The 19,366-nt window shown below is 57.1% G+C and carries 19 protein-coding genes; 14 read left to right on the top strand and 5 right to left on the bottom strand.

The genetic code is table 11. From position 1 onward, the window contains the following. The first annotated feature begins 51 nt into the window (after positions 1-51). The 6 genes from EU556_RS04820 to EU556_RS04795 all read left to right on the top strand — a co-directional run bounded on the left by EU556_RS04820 (position 52) and on the right by EU556_RS04795 (position 5,019). Positions 52-648, top strand: a complete 597-nt coding sequence (locus EU556_RS04820; RefSeq protein ID WP_135431555.1) for an RNA polymerase sigma factor — start codon at positions 52-54, stop codon at positions 646-648. Continuing rightward, on the top strand, positions 623-2,047 hold the full coding sequence (locus EU556_RS04815) for a hypothetical protein (RefSeq protein ID WP_135431553.1): 1,425 nt from the start codon (positions 623-625) through the stop codon (positions 2,045-2,047). Before EU556_RS04820 ends, EU556_RS04815 begins: the two co-directional genes overlap by 26 nt. 137 nt (positions 2,048-2,184) lie before the next feature. Beyond that, positions 2,185-3,072, top strand: coding sequence for a hypothetical protein (locus tag EU556_RS04810; RefSeq protein ID WP_135431552.1), 888 nt, complete (start codon positions 2,185-2,187; stop codon positions 3,070-3,072). Next, positions 3,069-3,503: a c-type cytochrome gene (locus EU556_RS04805; protein WP_135431550.1), complete on the top strand. Its 435-nt coding sequence runs from the start codon at positions 3,069-3,071 to the stop codon at positions 3,501-3,503. Before EU556_RS04810 ends, EU556_RS04805 begins: the two co-directional genes overlap by 4 nt. 7 nt (positions 3,504-3,510) lie before the next feature. Then, complete coding sequence (locus tag EU556_RS04800) at positions 3,511-4,101, top strand: YceI family protein (protein WP_245327421.1); 591 nt, start codon at positions 3,511-3,513, stop codon at positions 4,099-4,101. 12 nt (positions 4,102-4,113) lie between these two features. Beyond that, positions 4,114-5,019: a DUF5777 family beta-barrel protein gene (locus EU556_RS04795; protein ID WP_135431548.1), complete on the top strand. Its 906-nt coding sequence runs from the start codon at positions 4,114-4,116 to the stop codon at positions 5,017-5,019. 86 nt (positions 5,020-5,105) lie between these two features. Here EU556_RS04795 and EU556_RS04790 read toward each other — a convergent pair whose 3' ends face one another. Next, positions 5,106-5,738: a NifU family protein gene (locus EU556_RS04790; protein WP_135431546.1), complete on the bottom strand. Its 633-nt coding sequence runs from the start codon at positions 5,736-5,738 to the stop codon at positions 5,106-5,108. A gap of 237 nt (positions 5,739-5,975) precedes the next feature. Here EU556_RS04790 and EU556_RS04785 point away from each other — a divergent pair, with 237 nt between their 5' ends. Next, a complete protein-coding gene (locus tag EU556_RS04785) occupies positions 5,976-7,346 on the top strand; it encodes a sodium:proton antiporter (RefSeq protein WP_135431544.1) in 1,371 nt (456 codons plus the stop codon). 69 nt (positions 7,347-7,415) lie between these two features. Continuing rightward, complete coding sequence (locus tag EU556_RS04780) at positions 7,416-8,786, top strand: HTTM domain-containing protein (protein WP_135431542.1); 1,371 nt, start codon at positions 7,416-7,418, stop codon at positions 8,784-8,786. A 65-nt stretch (positions 8,787-8,851) separates the two neighbouring features. Here the strand turns inward: EU556_RS04780 and aroC are convergent, their stop codons facing one another. After that, entirely contained in the window at positions 8,852-9,931 is a 1,080-nt protein-coding gene (gene aroC / locus EU556_RS04775) for a chorismate synthase (protein WP_135431540.1), read from the bottom strand. A gap of 149 nt (positions 9,932-10,080) precedes the next feature. Continuing rightward, positions 10,081-11,562: a BatD family protein gene (locus tag EU556_RS04770; protein ID WP_135431538.1), complete on the bottom strand. Its 1,482-nt coding sequence runs from the start codon at positions 11,560-11,562 to the stop codon at positions 10,081-10,083. A gap of 252 nt (positions 11,563-11,814) precedes the next feature. Between EU556_RS04770 and EU556_RS04765 the strand changes: the two genes are divergently transcribed. The 5 genes from EU556_RS04765 to EU556_RS04745 all read left to right on the top strand — a co-directional run bounded on the left by EU556_RS04765 (position 11,815) and on the right by EU556_RS04745 (position 15,710). After that, positions 11,815-12,537, top strand: coding sequence for a ferritin-like domain-containing protein (locus tag EU556_RS04765; RefSeq protein WP_135431536.1), 723 nt, complete (start codon positions 11,815-11,817; stop codon positions 12,535-12,537). 33 nt (positions 12,538-12,570) lie between these two features. Beyond that, on the top strand, positions 12,571-13,449 hold the full coding sequence (locus tag EU556_RS04760) for a ferritin-like domain-containing protein (protein ID WP_135431534.1): 879 nt from the start codon (positions 12,571-12,573) through the stop codon (positions 13,447-13,449). 195 nt (positions 13,450-13,644) lie between these two features. After that, positions 13,645-14,364: a ferritin-like domain-containing protein gene (locus EU556_RS04755; RefSeq protein ID WP_135431532.1), complete on the top strand. Its 720-nt coding sequence runs from the start codon at positions 13,645-13,647 to the stop codon at positions 14,362-14,364. A gap of 13 nt (positions 14,365-14,377) precedes the next feature. After that, entirely contained in the window at positions 14,378-15,256 is an 879-nt protein-coding gene (locus tag EU556_RS04750) for a ferritin-like domain-containing protein (RefSeq protein ID WP_135431530.1), read from the top strand. Between the two features lie 265 nt (positions 15,257-15,521). Further along, complete coding sequence (locus tag EU556_RS04745; protein WP_135431528.1) at positions 15,522-15,710, top strand: hypothetical protein; 189 nt, start codon at positions 15,522-15,524, stop codon at positions 15,708-15,710. Between the two features lie 117 nt (positions 15,711-15,827). Here EU556_RS04745 and queG read toward each other — a convergent pair whose 3' ends face one another. Together queG and ruvB are read right to left on the bottom strand one after the other, a co-directional pair. Continuing rightward, on the bottom strand, positions 15,828-16,787 hold the full coding sequence (queG, locus tag EU556_RS04740) for a tRNA epoxyqueuosine(34) reductase QueG (RefSeq protein WP_135431526.1): 960 nt from the start codon (positions 16,785-16,787) through the stop codon (positions 15,828-15,830). 562 nt (positions 16,788-17,349) lie between these two features. Next, positions 17,350-18,396, bottom strand: coding sequence for a Holliday junction branch migration DNA helicase RuvB (gene ruvB, locus EU556_RS04730; protein WP_135431522.1), 1,047 nt, complete (start codon positions 18,394-18,396; stop codon positions 17,350-17,352). A 221-nt stretch (positions 18,397-18,617) separates the two neighbouring features. On the opposite strand from ruvB, the gene EU556_RS04725 reads away from it, so the two are divergent. Then, entirely contained in the window at positions 18,618-19,298 is a 681-nt protein-coding gene (locus EU556_RS04725; RefSeq protein WP_135431520.1) for a DUF3575 domain-containing protein, read from the top strand. The last annotated feature ends 68 nt before the right edge of the window (positions 19,299-19,366 follow it).

Here is a 19,366-nt window from a genome sequence, read left to right as displayed (position 1 = left end):
ACCTTTGGGCAAGCTGCGCCGAGTGGGTTAGTAGATTGACGCTCCGCTACCGTGGTTACTCCCGACCCAGAACATGCGCTTCTTACCCAGTTGCTCGCCGGATGCCGTGCGAACGACAGGGCTAGCCAGCGGCAGCTGTATCTGCGCCACTATGCCTATGCATTCAGCATTTGTCTGCGCTACCTCCACGACCGGGACGCCAGTCAGGAAGCAGTAAACGACGGATTCATCAAAGTTTTTCAGGAGCTCCCCCGCTTCGATCAGCAGCGCTTCCCCGATCTGGCTGGCTCACTACGAGGGTGGCTGCGACGCATCATGGTACGCACCGCCATCGACCACTTCCGGGCCCGGAACCGGCACGCCTTTCAGGTAGACCTAGAAGCCGTACCCCCCCCCCGAGATGCAGCCTCTACTCCGCTCGATACCTTGTCGTTCGAGGAATTGCTGCGCCTGATTGCCCAATTGCCTCCTGCCTACCGGACGGTTTTCAATCTCTTCGTGATTGATGGCTACACCCACGAGGAAATTGCCGACCAGCTAGGCATCTCCGTAGGTGCTTCCAAGTCGAACCTGTTCAAGGCTCGGGCCCACCTCAAACTATTGCTTAAACACCAACAACACCATGCGTACGCCGGATATGTCAGATGAAGAGCTAGACCGGCTGTTCCAACGGGGAGCCGAAGCCTTCCCCGACGAGACATCCCTCAGCGGCTGGCTGCGCTTGGAAACGCAGCTAGAGGAAGCAGCGCGGCAACACCAGGTGCGGCGCCAGCTCTGGCAGCGCGTGGCCGGTTTGTTTGCCACGGAAATAGGTGTGGTAGCTCTGTTTCTGCTGCTGTGGCTAAACTACTATCCTAGTGGCCTAGGCACATCCCATCCAACCCCGGCGTCTGAAACCAAATCTGCACTTCCTTCAACTGCTTTTGCTGTCCCGACACCTTCTGCCTCTACGCAGCCAGCAACAACGGCCCGAACGGCTACAGGGCCACAAGCTCCCAGCCGCGCGCCGAAAGTTGCTGCTCCTCTAGCTGAATTAACTGATTCACCTGCACCAACTAGTGCTTTACCGGAAGTCCGGTCAGGGCGGCTTCTTCAAATTTCACGCGCGAAGACGCCGTTTGCGGGAGCTGCTCGTCTGGCAGCGGGTAGCTTCCGCATTGACCGCCCTACGCGCAGCGTGCCAGAAGAGCGGGCCCCAAAGCTGCAAGATGTTACGGCGGTAGTGCCTACAGGTACTACCAGTGGCCTAGCCCAATCTGCCGTTCCTCAACAGCCATCAGTGACCGAGCCAGGTGCCTTAGCGGCAGTGAGCCAGACCGGAAGCGAGGCTGACTCCGTGACCCGCCCCATTGCTCTAGCGCCGCAAGTAATTGGTCCTATCAGTACGGCTACCGATTCAGTGCGGCCGGAGCCGCGAGCCCCACAACTGACCTACCGTTTTTGGGTAGGCTTAGTCGGGGGGCCGGAGCTATCGGGAGTACTGCCCAGCCCTAGTCCGCGGGCTGGAGGTACGGTGGGCGTGGTGGCCGAATATCGCCTGACCTCGCGGCTGCGGGTGCGCACGGGAGTGCTGCGTAGCGTGAAGCGGTACGGGGCCCGCGGCTCCGACTACCGTCCGCCAACCGGCTACTGGACGTGGCGCATTCCGGTGGATGAAGTTGACGCTAACTGCCGCATTCTGGAAATCCCCCTCGACTTCCGCTACGACCTACGGTTGCGCCCCACCTACTCCCTGTATGCCAGCGCAGGCCTTACTACGCTTAACCTGCGCAATGAACGCTACACTTACCACTACGAGCTGAACGGCGACTATATAGCGCGCACTTGGAGCTACCCTAAAGGCGGCACGCAAGCCCTGCAAATGCTCCGCGTGGCAGCAGGCTACGAGCGTAACCTCACTCCCCGTTGGGTAGTACAGGCCGAGCCTTTCCTGAATGTTCCGCTGAACGGCGTGGGCTTTGGGCAAATGCGGTTAAGCAGCACGGGCCTGCTGCTGGGCATCCGCTATGGTCTAGGTCACTCCCGGACAGCAACGCCGGCCCCCTAGGCTACCCCTTCCTGCTACGGTATTGGCTTGCCCGATACCCTCCTCCATTGGCTTCATTTTTTGAAGTCCAGGCTCTGCCATGCCTTTTCCGAGACTTCTCTCCTGCCATCATTCTTTCACTTAACCTACTCACAGCCATGCTCTACTCTTTATCCTCGTGGGCTGCCCGTCCGGCCGCCCGGCTCACCCTGTGGCTTCTTCTCGGCTGGCTACCGCTCCTCAGCAGCTGCAGCGACTCAAAAGACAAACCAGTTGTCACGCCTGACCCCACTATTAAAGTGGCCTCTACCGCCAGCCTGGGCTCTTTCCTGACCGACAAGGAGGGTAACACGCTCTATTATTTCACGCGCGACACCGACGGCAAAAACGTGTGCACGGGCGGCTGCGCGGCCGTGTGGCCAATTTTCTACGAGGCTGATATTCAAGTAGGCGGCGACCTGCAAGCCAGCGACTTTACCACCCAGATGACTGCCGACGGGAAACCTCAGACCCTGTACAAAGGCTGGCCGCTGTACTACTACGCGCCGCTGGTGAACGGCCAGAATGTGCGCGAGGCCACCGGCCAAACCTCCGGCGACGGGGTGGGCAACGTGTGGTACGTGGTCAACCCTTCTTACTCGGTGATGGTGGCCACCAAGAGTGTAGTGGATAAGTCAACCAACCAGAGCGGTAACAAGAATTTCTTGATTGATGCCAAGGGCCGCACGCTCTACACCTTCGTCAAAGATGACCGTAACCCCACCACACTGGCCACCAATTGCACCGGCAATTGCGCTACCGTCTGGCCGCCGTTCTACACCTCGGGGCGCAACTTGCCCTCGGCTTTAAAAGGCAGCGACTTTGGCACCATCACCCGCACAACTACCACCAGCGGCCCCTACGGCGACGGTGCCGTTACCAACCAGCAGCTTACTTATAAGGGGAAACCGCTCTACTACTACACCGCCGACAACCAAACTCGCGGACAGGTGGAAGGCAATGGCCTAGTGAGTGAAGGCGACAAATGGCTGGTAGCAACCCCATGAAGCCGGTGTTAGACTTCCGAAAGCCACTCGTGACGGGGTGCATCCCCCTAGCTCCCCGTCGTGGCTGGTGGCCTAGCCTGCTGCTGTTGGTGGCCCTACTGCCCGCCTGCACCTACGATAATGCCGCTGACCTGCTGGGCAAAAATCCGCCAGCCCCAGCCTGCGACACGGTAGCCACTACCTTCTCCACGTCCGTCGCACCGCTGTTGCAGCAGCGGTGCGTGAATTGCCACAACACCAACGTGCGCAGCGGCGACGTGAGCCTTTCCACCTACGCGCAGGTGCAGCGCGTAGCCGCCGATGGTCGCTTGATGGGAGTAATTACGCATGCGCCCGGCTACCCAGCCATGCCCGTTGGGGGTGCTAAGCTATCTGACTGTGAAATAGCCCGCATCCGCGCGTGGGTGCGGCAAGGTGCGCCTAACAACTAACCCGCCTATGAAACGACATATGTTGCGGCCCTTCCTACTGGGCGGCTTACTACTGGGCACGTACTGGGCACAGGCGCAAGAAACCCGCTACCAGACCCGCACGGGCACTACCTCCTTTTTCTCCTCTAGCCCCCTAGAAGCTATTGAGGCCCGCAGCCAGCAAACGGCGGCCTTACTGGATTTGCAAACCGGCCAACTAGCCTTCAGCATTCCCATCCGGTCGTTTGAGTTCAAACGCAGCCTCATGCAGGAGCACTTCAATGAGAACTACTTGGAGTCGGAGCGTTACCCTAAGGCTACGTTCTCCGGCCGGTTGCTGCAAGTGAATTTGCCCGAGCTACGGGAGGCAGCCTCCAAGGTACAATCGGTGACGGCGGAAGGCGACCTGACCATTCATGGCGTTACGCGCCGCGTGCAAGTGCCGGGCACCCTGCAGTTGCAGAATGGGCAGCTGCTGGTACAGGCCACCTTTAACGTGGCACCGGCCGACTACAAGATTGAGATTCCGGCCTTGGTGCGCGACCACATTGCCAAGAACGTGCAGGTGAAAGTGCGCCTCACCGCCGATGCTCTCCGAACTATGGCTTCTCGTCCTTAACCCCCTATGGCTATGCTTTCATCAAGCACCTACTGCCGCCTTGTGGGCGGGCTAGGCCTGTTGTGTTGCGCCCATAGTGGCCTAGCGCAAGATACCCTGCTGCAAGACCTGGAGCGCCAGAACCCCGATAGCGCCCGGCAAGTACCCGTAACGGCTACCTTTAAAGGTACGCGAGTTATCAATGGGCACTCCGTGGAAACGCCGGGCGGCGGCACGCTCATCTTCCTGATTTCGCACCGCTTTGGTACTCTCAATAGCGGCGCCTACAACTTTTTCGGCTTAGACCAGGCCACCATCAGGCTGGGGCTGGAGTATGGTATTACCGATCGGTTGGCGGTGGGTATTGGGCGCAGCTCCCTGGAAAAGACGTTTGATGGCTTCGTGAAATATCGGGCCCTGCGCCAAAGCACTGGCCTAGGCGCGGCGCCCGTGAGCGTAACTTTGTTGGGCGCTACGGCCCTCACCAGCCTGCGCTACACCAACGAGGGTTTCGAGCACACATTTCCGCGCCGCCTCACGTACACCTGGCAGGCCCTGGTGGCCCGTAAATTCTCGCCCGGCCTCTCCGTGCAAGTGAGCCCCACGGTGGTACACCGAAATTTGGTCGACACTGAGTCTGATGAGAACGATGTGTATGCCGTGGGTTTCGCTGGCCGCCAAAAGCTCACCAAGCGGCTGGCGCTGACTCTAGAGTACTACTACCGCCTGCCTAATTCACGGGCTACTGGCCTACGCGATGCCCTGGCTGCCGGACTCGATATTGAAACGGGCGGCCACGTGTTCCAGCTGCACGTCACAAATTCCCGAGGTATGATTGAGCCATTCTTCGTGCCCCGCACCAGCGGCGACTTCTTTAAGGGCGACATCTACTTTGGCTTTAACGTAGCTCGCAACTTCACTCTTAAGCCCAAGCTCTAGGCCACTAGTAGTACCTTGAAACGCAAAAAGCCCCGGCTGTTATGGCCGGGGCTTTTTGTTTAGGTATTATATGGCAGTGCAGAAGCTTAGAAGGAAGCGGTTACGCCTTCGGCTACAACTTCTTTTACTTCGGGTACCATACGCTTGAGCAGGTTCTCGATACCTGACTTAAGCGTTACGGTAGCCGAGGGGCAGCCCGAGCACGAGCCTTGCAGGTTCACGGTTACGATGCCGTCTTGGTAGCTCTTGAAGGTGATGTTGCCACCGTCTTGCTCTACGGCGGGGCGCACGTAGTTCTCGAGCAAGTCGATGATCTTCTGGCTAGTCTGCTGGTCAACCTCCGAAGAGTTGCCAGTAGCAGCGGCCTGTTGGGCAGCGTGCTGCTCAGCAGCGGGGTCAACGGTGAAAATGGGGCCGCCGGCCTCTACGTACGACTTCAGGAAGGTGCGCAGCTCGGGAATGAGCTGAGCCCACTGGTGGTCGGTGCCTTTGGTAATAGTTACAAAGTTCTGGGCAATGAATACGCGGCTTACGTAATCGAACTGAAACAGCTCCTGGGCCAAGGGTGAGTTGGCGGCAGCTTCCGCGTTAGGATAGTCTACGCTCACCCCGTCCGTCAGGAACTGGGTGTTGAGCACAAACTTCATGGATTCAGGGTTGGGGCTGGCTTCGGCGTAGATAGAAACCGGAGCAGCGGGGGCAGTGAGTTGTTCAGCCATGTTTGAAAGACTTGGAGACAAGCGGGAGAAAAGCAGCCGGCAGCACTGCCGGGCTGGTAGGTACAACCGCGCGGGGCGGCAGAAGTTACAAAAGTACGCAAGTATGCGCAGCTACAGACGGCTGCTCACAAGATAAGCAAGCAGGAGCCGCCTACCAGGCCTAGAGTATAGAACCATAGCTATAACTACCCCGCAAAAAAATCAGTTTCAGGAGGTGGCTACCTTTGCCGCTTGCCTATGGTTCTTTCTGCCCTGCTTCTCACTGCTGCTACTGCGCCCCCGTGGCCGTTGCTGTTGCCCTTCTTCACCTTGCTCGGACTTATTGCCGTGGGGCCGCTACTATTCCCCGAATTCTGGGAGAAACGATACGCCTATGTGGCAGTCGGCCTAGGAGGGCTCATGCTACTCTATTACGGGTTGGTACTGCACGACTGGCACACGGCCGCAGAAACGCTGGCCGAATACTTCTCCTTTGTGACGTTGCTGACGGCGCTGTTTGTGGTAGGCGGCACCATGTACCTCAATATAAACCTGGCCGGCACGCCCCGCCGCAATGTGCTCCTGCTGGCCATTGGTGCTGTCCTGGCCTCGCTTATCGGCACTACGGGCGCCTCGCTGCTGCTCATTCGTCCCCTTATCCGGCTCAACGATAAGCGGGTGAGGCCCTACCATATTGTGTTTTTCATTTTTCTGGTCAGTAACGCCGGGGGCCTGCTCACTCCCCTCGGCGACCCACCATTGTTCATTGGGTTTCTGCGCGGGGTGCCGTTTTTCTGGACGTCGTGGCACCTTCTGTTTCCGTGGCTGCTCACTACTAGCCTACTGTTGCTGCTCTTCTGGCTGCGTGACCGGCGCACCCCCTTCCCCGCCCCTCTTTCGCGGAGCGAGCAGCGCCGCGCCCGCCGAGAGGGTGGCCTACCGCTCTACGACTTTCACGGCCGTTACAACCTACTTTGGCTGCTAGTGGTGCTAGGGGCTGTATTTCTCGACCCGGCCCGGGTGCCCTGGCTGCCCGCCCTTTCTCTTGGAGAAACGCGCATTTCTTTTGTGCGCGAAGTCCTGCAGTTGCTAGCCGCCTGGGGCTGCTACCGTACGGCTTCGCGCCAAGCGCTGTCGGCCAACCATTTCAACTTCGCGCCTATTCTGGAAGTAGCGTTTCTGTTCTTCGGCATCTTCCTGACTATGGTTCCGGCCCTGCAAACGGCCGCATCTATTGCCTCTAAGCCCGCCGTAACGGAGAGCCTCACACCTACTTCCCTGTATTGGCTGACGGGCATCCTCTCCGCCTTCCTCGACAATGCGCCCACCTACGCCTCTTTTGTGAGCTTGAGCATGGCCGGACACGACCTCCCCTTTACTAGTGCTGCGGCCGTGCAGCAATTTGCCGAGGGTGCGGACACTATGCCTCTGCTGCGGGCCATTAGCAGCGGAGCCGTGCTGTTTGGCGCACTAACGTACATTGGCAACGGCCCTAATTTTTTGGTGCGCTCCATTGCTGAGAAGGAGGGCGTACCCATGCCGAGTTTCTTTGGCTACATCGGGCGCTATGCTGTTCCGTATTTACTGCCTGTGCTGGCCATAGTCAGCATTTGGCTGTTGTTGGCTTGATGATTCAAAGTCAACCGGGCGCAAACTCTTTCCCCCTGGCGGTACGTAGGCTAAGCAAAGCCCGCTGCCATGCCCCACCGTTTACTTGCTGCCTTGTTTCGCCCCATAGATATTGCTTGGCTGGTAGTCTTCAGAGTGGGCACGGGCGTACTATTGGCGCTGGAAATGGCAGGCAGCTTGGCGCTGGGCTATTACAAAGAATATACTCAGCCCAAATTTCACTTCTCGTATCTGTGGTTTGATTGGCTACCTCACTGGCCGCCGGCCGTAGGTATAGGCCTGCACGCAGGGGCAGTAGCGGCGGGCATAGCCGTGGCAGCTGGGTGGCGCTACCGCCTCAATGCCTTTCTGCTGACGATCTGCTACACGTTGTTGTTTCTGGCCGAGCAAACGCGCTACATCAACCACCTGTACCTTTATTGCCTGCTGGCAGCCTGGCTCTGTGTACTACCCGCCCATCGCGCTGCCTCTACCGATGCGCGCGCCGGTCGGGTAGCACCCTCCGCTACCGTGCCGGCCTGGGTGCGCTACGTGCTAATTTTCCAACTGAGCGTGGTGTACTTCTACGCAGGGTTGGCCAAGCTTAATGCAGATTGGCTCCTGGCTCGTCCGCTTAGCGTGTGGCTAGCGCCCAAGGCTACTTACCCAATACTGGGGCCCGTGCTAGGCCACTGGCTAACGCCCTGGGTGATGAGCTACGCCGGCCTGGCCTTCGATTTGCTGGCGGCGCCTTTGTTGCTCTGGCGCCGTACTCGCCCCTGGATGTTTGTCGTGGCCGTGGTATTTCATCTTTCCAACGTCATCATCTTCGGGCTGGGCACTTTCCCGTGGTTTTCCTTGATGATGACCGGTTGCGTGTATTTTCCACCCAACTGGCCTAGGCGGGTGCGCGGCCTGCGCCGCTGGCTGAGCGCACGCGTGCCCGTTGCAGCAGTGCATTGGTCTCCCAACCGCTTAGCTATTCCTCGGCACGCGGGGCTGTTGTTAAGTGGCCTAGGCCTATATGCGGCAGTTCAGCTGCTGGTGCCGCTGCGGTCTTTGCTGTACCCCGGCGACGTGCACTGGACCGAGGAGGGTCATCATTTTGCCTGGCATATGATGCTGCGTAGCAAGTCGGGTCAGATCAGTTTTCGGGTGGTGTTGCCCGATGGGCGCACTCAGGTAATAGCTCCCAGTACCTACCTCACGCCGCGTCAGTGCAACAAGCTAGCTGCCCAGCCCGATCTGATTATTCAGTTCGCTCACTTTCTGGCCGAGGAGTACCGGCAACGTGGCCTAGGCCCGGTACAGGTGTACGCCGATTCCTATCTGCAGCTGAACCGTCGTCCGCCCTGCCCGCTGGTTTCTCCTTCCCTTGATTTAGCGGCTCAATCTCGTACCCTAGCCCCCGCCCCCTGGATTTTGCCAGCTCCAGCGGCGGTGGAAGCGCATAAGCAGTGAGGGAAGCAAGTAGGGAAATGACCTCGGCCATTTTCTTACTTCCCTCATCTCCTCATTATTAAAACTTACGCTTTGTTACTGCGGGCACGCAGCAGCATATCGGCCAGTACGAGGTTGGTCATGGCATCCACAATGGGGACGGCGCGGGGTAGCACGCAGGGGTCGTGGCGGCCTTTGCCGGCCAGCGTAATTTCTTCGCCCTGGTTGTTGAGCGTTTTCTGGGGCTGCAGAATAGTGGCAACGGGCTTGAAGGCTACCCGGAAGTAGATATCCTGCCCATTGCTGATGCCGCCCTGAATGCCGCCTGAGTGGTTGGTACGGGTTCGCACCTGGTCGGCCTCGTCGCGGTAAAACTCATCATTGTGCTCAGAGCCAAAGAGCAACACCCCGCTAAAGCCCGACCCGTACTCAAAGCCCTTTACGGCATTAATACTCAGCATGGCGTGGCCTAGCTCAGCGTGCAGCCGGTCAAACACCGGCTCACCCAGCCCAACAGGCACTCCTTTGGCTACGCCCGTTACCACGCCGCCCACCGTATCGTGCCGGTCACGAGTCTGCCGAATCAGCTCGGCCATGCGCTCAGCCGTTTCTGGATGCGGACAACGCACAGGATTTGACTCAATCAAGTTCAGATCGAGGGCCTCGTAACCCACGGGCACCTGCACGGCCCCCACCTGCGACACATAGCTGCTAACCTGGATACCGTGCTGCTCCAGCAACTTCTGAGCGACGGCTCCGGCGGCTACCCGCGCTGCGGTTTCGCGGGCAGAGCTGCGCCCGCCGCCCCGGTAGTCGCGGCGGCCGTACTTCTGGTCGTAGGTATAGTCGGCGTGCGAAGGCCGGTAGGCGTGCTCAATGTGCGAATAGTCGTGGCTAGCCTGGTCCTGATTGCGAATGAACAGCCCAATGGGCGTGCCAGTGGTGTAGCCCTGAAAGATACCCGACAGCACCTCCACTTGGTCGGCTTCCTTGCGGGGAGTGGTCAGGTCGCTTTGCCCGGGCCGGCGCCGATCTAGGGCCGCCTGAATATCAGCTACCTCCACCGCCAGCCCCGCCGGACACCCATCAATTACCACCCCAATGCCCGGCCCGTGCGACTCGCCAAATGTGGTAATGCGAAACAAGGTGCCGAAGGTATTAGACATGGTGCAGGGCTAAAAAGGTGAAGGAATGAAGTGGCCTAGAGACCACCTAGTAGGGGGTGTTAGCGGCGCAAAGTAGGCTGGCCGCTACCGTAAAGGTATAGCGGGTTCGGGCAAGACCGCATTTTTCCCGCTTCTCCTCGCTCGCTACATTACCTGTTGGCTCGCCACCAGCCCACCGCAGCGCCGGCCAGCAACACCAGCAACAGCACGTTGGCATAGCGGCGTACATCCTGGTAAACCGTTATTTTCTGGGGCGTGTTGTCGGCGTCACGCAGGGCTTCCTGATAGAAAGGGTCGGTGGGGTCAGTGCGCACCTGCTGCGCCTCTTGCACTGGCCCCTGCACCAACGGGCGCAAATCAGAGCGCAACGTGTCGTACTTCGCGGTAGTAGGGTTAAACACCACCAGCGCAAACAAACTATCAAACGGCAACGCCCCCGGCTTCCGGGCTACCAATCGATATCGGAAGCTTTTGCGCCCGCCTACCCGCCCACCTTGGCGGGTGGTGCTCTGTTCTACATCGGGGCCATACACTTCTAGGCCAGGGGGCGGCGCTACTGCGGGCATATTCAGGGCCGATAAATTGCCCTCTCCTTCTACCACAAAGGAGTACGCAAATGTTTGACCCGTGCGAAACGACGTGCGGCTAATGGCTTCGCGCAGGCGGTAGTCGCCCACGGGCACCTCGTCGCGAAGGGGGTGCGGCGGCAGGGGCAGCACTGCAATGGTAACCGGCGCCGTGAAGTAGGTTTTGTAGCCCTCCATCCGGTTATCTAGGCCCGGCTCGGGCTTCTTGGCCACTCGGTACTTCACCATGCGCAGCGGCACTACCGGGAAGGTGAGTGGCTGAGCATTCAGCGGATACAGCTGTGCCTCATACAGCCGGTAGCGCAAGAATGGCTTACCCCCTACCTGCACGTTTTCGGGCACTATCTCCTGCTCGTCAAATGTCTCTTCCCACACCGTGCGCTGCCGCAACAGCCGAATAATAGTCTGCAGTTGGTCAGCAAAGTTGTAGAAATCCAGCACGCCCTGGTCTTGGGGGGTGAGGTAGAAGTAGAGCCCGATATGCACGCCTTCGCCCACGTAGGCCCGCGTTTTGTCGGGCACCAAGGCCAGAAAAGCTTGGTCTTTGGGCTCCACAAAATCCTGGGGCTTAGGCTTGCCAAAAAGCTGATCTAGTAGGCCTATGGCGGGCGGAGCGGCACTGCCGGGTGGTCCGGCGGGGGCAGTGACCTGGGGGCCTACATTCAGCGTAGTGCCTGCTGAGCGCACCGTAAGGCCGTTGATGGTCATGGTGAAGGGCTTCACTTCGAACTCACCTTCCGCATAAGCGGCGTAACGCTGGGTAATGGTCAGCTCCGTAGAGCGTGCGCCATTCACGATGCGAGTAGTGGTGGTACTAGACTTCCCGCTTTTCTTAAACCCTTCTAGTTCGGGGAACGGAGAGTAGCGCTCTAGTGGTGCACCCCGCAGTTGGAAGCTGATGGTAAAGTACTCACTGATGGTAAAGGCGGAGGGCCCTAGCACTATCTCTGCTTCGGCACGAGGTGGAGCCGATTGTGCCATGGTAGGCAGCGCCCCCAAAAACAACAGCAGTATGAGCAGAGTCAGGCGAAATAAAATCTGCATGAGCAGCACGCATTGAGAAAGAGTCAAATCTACGTAAATCCCTGGCAGTGGCCACTTTTACTGCTGTGCTTACAAACGGGCAGAAAAGTGTTGTTATAAGATTTTGGCCTTTCGCAATCCGCTTTTCGCGGGCTCGCGTACCTCCAATCAGAATCCCCTAAAGCACTTGCTTAAATCCAAAAAAAGCCGCTACACAGCGGCCTGGAAGAATATTGCCCTTACTTTTTTCTCACTCCAAATTTCCCCTTTCCTATGTCTAACATCACCAAATCAGGTGGAGACGACGCGGAATTCGCCAAGCCGCTTTACACGCCAATCAAGCGCCGCTCCTTTTTCATGTACGCTGGTGCTACGGCCGGTGCTACGGCACTGCTGCTTTCTGGCTGCGATGACGATGACGATAACAATGGCACGCAACCTGGTGCTGTTAGCTTAGGCTCCGGCGACGTAGGTGTTCTAAACTACGCTTACGCTCTGGAACAACTAGAAGCTGCTTTCTATGCCCGAGTGGTAGCCTCGCCTTTCTCCGGAATGACAACCGATGAGCGCACTGCCCTTACCGCTATTGCGCAGCACGAAGCCATTCACCGCGACTTCTTCAAGGCAGCTATTACAGCGGCGGCTCCTACGCAAATTATCGGCTCGCTCACTCCGAAGTTTGATAATATCAACTTCTCAGACCGCACGTCGGTACTGAGCACCGCTCGTACCTTCGAAGACTTGGGTGTATCGGCTTATAATGGCGCCGGTTCTCTGATTCAGAATTCTACTTACCTGCTGATTGCTGGCAAGATTGTGTCGGTAGAAGCACGCCACGCGGCCTATATCCGCGACCTGATTACGCCCGGCAGTTTCTCGGGCAGCGACGTGGTAGACGCTAACGGCTTAGATGTGCGCCGTTCGGTATCGGAGGTGCTGACACTGGCCCAGCCCTTTATCACCGAAACCATCAACGGCGATAACGTAGGTAAATAACTCTCCTTCTTCCACTTCTGACTTTCCCGCATTATGAATCTGTTCAATATCATTTCTGAACTGGAGAAGGTAGATCCTGAAATCATGGACCGCCTCACCCACCGCCGGAGTGCTCTCACCGCCCTCGGCGACATGACCAAAAAGATGGCGCTGGCGGCTGCTCCTATTGCCATTGGCTCGGCTTTCAACAAAGCTATGGGTCAGAATAACAGCAATGCCACGGTAAACGACATTCTGAACTACGCTCTGCTGCTAGAGCGCCTGGAGTATAGCTTCTACAACCAGGCCCTGAATGCCGCTACGCTTTCTACTACGCTCACTGGTGATGCTCGCACGGCCATCACTACCATCCGGGCCCATGAATTGGCTCACGTAAACCTGCTGACGGCGGCCCTGGGTAGCAATGTAAGCCCCGCCACTGCTCCTACCTTCGACTTTGGCGCCAATGCCTTCACCACGTACGCTGGCTTCCTGACTCTGGCTCAGGCCTTCGAGGATACGGGCGTACGGGCTTATAAGGGTCAGGCCACTAGCATTCCGCGCACCCTTAACCCCACTGTGGGTGGCAACCAGGTAAACCTGCTCACGGTGGCCCTGCAAATTCACTCCGTAGAAGCACGCCACGCGGCCCACATCCGCTACATGCGCCGCGGTGCCACGGCAGGTGCCCAAACCAGCATTATGCCCTGGATTGTAAATAAGGATGCTAACGGCGTACCCGACGCAGTGTACGGTGCTGGGGTTCCGACTACCACTTTCCCGGCCGAGGACAACGTTGCCCAAGGCGGCATTACGGCCCTCACTACCATGCTGGGTGCTACTTACAGCGCCGCTGATGTTAGCGCTGCTTTCGACGAAGGTCTCGACAGCACCACGGTAACCAACATTGCCCGCTCAGTAGTAAAATTCTAGGCCAGTAGCCTACGTACTGGAAATGAAAAAAGGGACGACCTAGATGGGTCGTCCCTTTTTTCATTTCCTCGTTTTACGCAACCTTTCCCCTGGCTTGGGGCTCTGCTATTTAGTGCATCCCGGTTTATCGGAGTACATTTGTTATCAGGCGCCCGCTGCCGGGCACCTAAGATGAGCCCGCTGAGTAATTTACGCATGTCTGAGCCACTATTTTCTAATTCTTTCCTGGCACGTACGCTGCGTCGCCGCTCGTTTTTTCGTGTGGTAGGTGCCACCGTAGCTACCTCTACCCTGGTACTGGCTGGCTGCAACGATGATAACGACCCCACGCCAACTTCTTCTACTCCTAGCCTGACCCTAGGTAGCGGCGACAATGGGTTACTCAACTACGCCTACCTCTTGGAACAGCTAGAGGCGGCCTTTTACCAGAAAGTAGTTGACGCCTTCCCATCTGACTTCACGGCTGAAGATAAAGCGGCCTTCGTTGACCTGCGCGACCATGAAGTGATTCACCGGGAGTTTTTCCGGTATGCCTTAGGCACCAATGCCTACGACTCGGCGGGCACCAGCCTAACGTTTGATTTCTCATCCTTTACCCTTACTACCCGGGCGGGAGTATATGCTGCCGCGCGCACGCTGGAGGACACGGGCGTGGCCGCTTATAATGGGGCTGCCAAGCTTATTACGGACGTTACCTCGTTGCGCCTGCTGGCCAAAATTGCTTCAGTAGAAGCCCGGCACGCCGCTTTCGTGCGCGACCAAGCTCAACCGGGCTCTTTCGCGGCTACCGACGTAATTACCGCTTCTGGTGACGCGGCTGGCCTCGACACGGCTAAAACGCCTCTGGAGGTGGTTGAGCTGATTGCCAAGTTTGTGCCCGCTACTATCGTGGCCTCCTCCCTCCCTACTATATAAGCTGCTCTTCCGGATGCATTTTCTGAAACTGCTGGCCCGCTTGGCCGAAACCGATACCGAAAGCCTGACGCTAACGGGCCCACGCCGCACGGCACTCCGCCGACTGGCTCAGGCTGGTACCGCCGCGCTGCCCGCCGTACTGACAGCGCTGCCCCAGCCCGCAGTCGCACGCGACAGCCGAACTGTGCAGGATGTGCTGAAATTAGCCTTGACCTTAGAACAGCTCGAAAACGCGTTTTATACGCAGGCACTGCAGCAACCACTCAGCTTTTTCGGCACCACGGAAAACCAGGCGGCTATTCAAACCATTCAGGGCCACGAGCAGCAACACGTGGCATTGTTTACCCGCCTACTCGTAAACGCTGGGGCCACTCTTGACCTCACTCCTCGCTTTGATTTTACGGGCAGCAAAAATGGCGCACAAGCTGCGTTATACCCTGATGTGTTCACCAACTTTGATACCTTCTTGCGGGTAGCTCAGCTACTGGAAGATACTGGCGTACGCGCGTATAAAGGCCAGGTAGAATACATCCAGTTTGATAACTTCTTGCTGGAGTCGGCTGTGCGGGCGCACTCGGTGGAGGCGCGACATGCCTCACACATCCGCACGATGCGGCGGCAGCGGGGTGCAACTGTTAAAAGCTGGGTCAGCCCCAGTGATGCTCCTATTGCCACAACCGGCTCGGTAGCAGCCAAAGCCTACGCTGGCGAGGACAGCTTCACTCAATATCTGGCCGGCAACAATCTGGTTCCGTTCGTGGACAATTTGCCGATTAACGTGGCCAAGCCACCCCTCTCGCAGGCGGCCATTTTAGCCAAGGTAGCCGAGGCCTTTGATGAACCTTTAGATGGGCTAACAGCTACTGAAGTGGTGAGCCTGTTCATCTATTAGGCAAGAATTCATCAATTAGTAAAGAGGGTAAAAAAGCGGCTTACAACAAAAAGGAACGGTAAAACCGTTCCTTTTTTCATTACAAATTCTTTGCCTTGGAACTACTAACAAGCGTTTGCTTGTATCCTGCAAACAATCTTTTGTATCTTTCTATAAACCCTAGAAAATGTCCCTTTCTACAATAGCCTTTTTTTAAGGTTTGCGTATAGCAGGTCACATTTCCTAACCGCTCTATTAATACCTGCCTTCCAAAACCCACTTCGCCATGCTTGAGTACGCCAAAACCATTCTGCTCAAAGTGAGCTTCGACAAGATCTTGTTCGAAAAGGAATTGCGCAAAGCTCTACGAATGCTAGTTCCGGCCGAGTTGTCGGAGCTGAAATCCTGGTGCTACCAGCAGTTCTCTACGGTGTATCGCCGCATATTGAACCGCGTGTTCGTACAGACCGCGTAGGGCCCTCGCACCGTCCTACAACCTGACTAGTCCCCGTCCGGGCCGCCTCAGTTGCTACTCAGCAACTCTGGGCGGGCCGGACGGGGGCTTTCGTTTTTGGATACGTCGGCTAGGCCACTACTCCTGTGGTATGCTGGGAGTGTTCTCATCGCCGGTCACGAAACGGATGTTGCGGGTAAGGCCCGCATAGCCCGTGCGCTTCACCGCAGATTGCCGAAACAGTTCAGAGAACAACTCGTGCGTGATTTCGCGCCAATCACCGACGGTAAGGTCTTTGAGGCCAGGATGGGCATTGAACTGCGGTTCCTGGTGGGGCTTCGAGAAGCGGTTCCAGGGGCACACGTCCTGGCAGATGTCGCAGCCGAATACCCAGTTGCCAAATTTGCCTTCGACTTCGCGCGGTATCTGATCTTTCAGCTCTATGGTGAAGTAGCTGATGCACTTGCTGCCATCTACCACATAGGGTTCCGTGATGGCACCGGTGGGGCAAGCATCCATGCACTTGGTGCAGGTACCGCAGTAGTCTTTGATGGGGCCATCGTAGGCCAGTTCCACGTCAACAATCAGCTCGGCAATGAAGAAAAATGAGCCCACGCCGGGCCGAATGAGGTTGCTGTTCTTGCCCACCCACCCTAGGCCACTCTTCTTGGCCCAGGCCTTGTCCAGCACCGGCGCCGAATCAACGAAGCAACGACCACCTACTTCCCCAATCTCCGCCTGCATGTCCTGCAGCAAGGTTTTGAGTTTGTCTTTGATGACAAAGTGATAGTCGCGGCCGTAGGCGTATTTGCTGACTTTGAGCGTGTCGTCGGGCTGCTGAGTTTTCTCGGGTGGGTAGTAGTTCAGCAACAGCGAAATCACCGACTTAGCTCCGTCGACTAGCAGGCGCGGGTCGAGACGCTTGTCAAAGTGGTTGGCCATGTAGGCCATCTGCCCATGCATCTGGCGGTTAAGCCAGTTTTCCAACCGCGGCGCTTCCTCCTCCAAAAAGTCAGCCTTCGAGATACCGCAGTACATAAAGCCCAACTCCGCCGCGCGGCGCTTAATAAAAGCAGTATAATGAGCGGTGGGTAGCATGATGATTGGCGGTAGCGGACCACAAAGATATCTATTCCGTTCAGGGCTGATAGCAAGTGGCCTAGCAGCTTTTTGGCTAACGGCTGGTCATCATGTAAGCAAAACCAAGCGCTAGTAACCCGAACCCAGCTAGGATCAGTCCTAACACTAGGTTAGCATAGCCAACATCTTTTTTCTCGTAGTCGTTGCTTTTTGAAGCAAGTCGGAGAGCTTTCACTGTATACACCAAGCCAGTTACTGCAAGCGGGAACAAGCTCAGAAATAAAACTCCTAACACTATGTCCTCACCAACACCTACCAGTGCCAGCAGTACAAGCACAATAGGCACTGTATAGCAGTAAGTAGCCCGCTTATAGAGCGTTACTATCCTAGCGCGGCTTATATGCGTCATTCTGAAAACGGGCACCCTCTTTAGTTAGAGCAAGTAATGTAAATGACAGATATAAAGACACGCCTCTATATCACATCAAATAGAATATTTATTATGCCTCCAATAAAAACGAAAGAGCCAGAGAGTAGCATGAAATACTACTCTCTGGCTCTTTCGTTCAGCAACTACAGCTTAGCTGAACAACTCCCCCGTGGCCTCATTACCGCGCAAGTGCTGGGGCATTGGGCGGCCAAGGTGCTTGTAGGCGTTTTCCGTAGCCTCACGACCGCGGCTGGTACGCTTGATGAAGCCTTCCTGAATCAGGAAGGGCTCGTACACTTCCTCGATGGTTTCCGCCTCGTCGCCGCAAGCGGTGGCGATGGTAGACAGGCCTACGGGGCCACCCTTGAACTTGTCGATGATGGTAGTAAGGATGCGGATGTCCATTTCGTCGAGGCCGTTCTGGTCTACGTCGAGGGCGTTCAGGGCAAAGTGGGCAATTTCCTTCGTGATGGTTCCTGTTCCCTTGATCTGGGCGAAGTCGCGGGTGCGGCGCAGCAGGTTGTTGGCAATACGCGGCGTGCCACGCGAGCGGCGCGCAATTTCAAAGGCGGCATCCTCGTAAATAGGCGTGCCCAGAATCTCGGCCGAGCGCTGCACAATGCTGGTCAGTAGCTTGGAGTCGTAATACTCCAGGCGGGAGCTGATACCAAAGCGGGCCCGCAACGGCGAGGTGAGCATACCCGAGCGGGTAGTAGCCCCAATCAGCGTAAAGGGCGACAACGAAATCTGTACCGAACGAGCATTCGGACCCGAGTCGAGCATGATGTCGATTCGGTAGTCCTCCATGGCCGAGTACAAGTACTCTTCCACCACTGGGTTCAAGCGGTGAATCTCGTCGATGAAGAGTACGTCGTTGGGCTCTAGGTTCGTGAGCAGGCCGGCCAGGTCCGAAGGCTTGTCCAACACTGGGCCGCTGGTCATTTTAATGCCCGACTCTAGCTCATTGGCAATGATGTGCGAGAGCGTGGTTTTGCCCAGGCCGGGAGGCCCGTGCAACAATACGTGGTCAAGGGCCTCGCCACGCTGCTTGGCGGCCGCCACGAATACTTTCAGGTTTTCGACCACCTTGCCCTGTCCCGTGAAGTCATCGAAGGAAAGCGGGCGCAAGGCCTTGTCAATGTCTCGGTCGGTAGCGTCGAAATGTTCGTTGCTACCCGTCATATACGGTTCGCGCATAAGCGTAAGTCGGTTCTGTTTGTCGAAAGATAACACCCGAACGGCGGGCTTTGTCCCTTCTTTAGCAAAAAATATTGTCCAAATTCTATTTTAACTAATATGATTAGCAATACGCACTTTATAACCACTTCACCGCCTGCTTCTCTAGGCACGTATTGGCAGTTTTGCTATTTTCGGGCAGCCTCTGCTCCGTTTAGGCCAGTCTGTTACCTCATCTGTTGATGCGCAACTTCTACTTTCTGCTGGCCAGCGTGGCCCTCTCCCACCAACTCACGGCTCAAACGGTAACGCCTCACCCCCAGCCCACCGATCGGCTGCTTGTGAAACTAGCCCCACTTACGCTCTTTGACCCCAGCACCAGCGCCTTGCTGCTCGGGGCCGAGTTTCGGCCGGTGCCCCGCGTAGGCCTTGAGCTAGATTACGGATTCCGGTTTACGCCGCTGCACTTGTTCAACTGGAACATCAAGAAGGAGAATATGCGCTATCAGAAGTTTAAGGCCGAGGCGCGCTTCTACTTCCCGCGCACCGAGCAGAAACAATGGTACGTAGCCGCCGAAGGGTTTTATGTGCCCGAGGAGTACGACTTGAACAAGGGTAACTTTTACCGCAACGGCGAGTTCAGGGCTTATGAGCGGGCTCACATTGAGAAAACCATTGACGGTGGTGCTTTAAAAGCCGGTATGATGCGCCGGCTAGGCCAGCGGTTCTGGGTAGATGCAGCCCTTGGCCTGGGTTTTCGGCGCATTGAAACCCAGTACACCACTCAAAACGAGCGGGCCGGCGACTACCTTTACGACGCCCCCGAGCAGAATTTCCTCAGCAAAACGCCTGACCCCGGCGTGCAACGCAAGGTACACCCAGCCCTAGCCCTGCGCCTGGCCTATACCCTGCTTCGCCGCTAACGTAGTGCCCCACTTAGGCCAGAACCTGCAAGGCGGTGCGTGGCCTGTGAACCCGAGGTGAGTGGCCC

Origin of the sequence: Hymenobacter fodinae (assembly GCF_004745825.1) — a bacterium.
Classification (GTDB): Bacteria; Bacteroidota; Bacteroidia; order Cytophagales; family Hymenobacteraceae; genus Hymenobacter; species Hymenobacter fodinae.
Note: the sequence above shows the minus strand (reverse complement) of the source record. Positions and strands in the feature narration are given on the sequence as shown.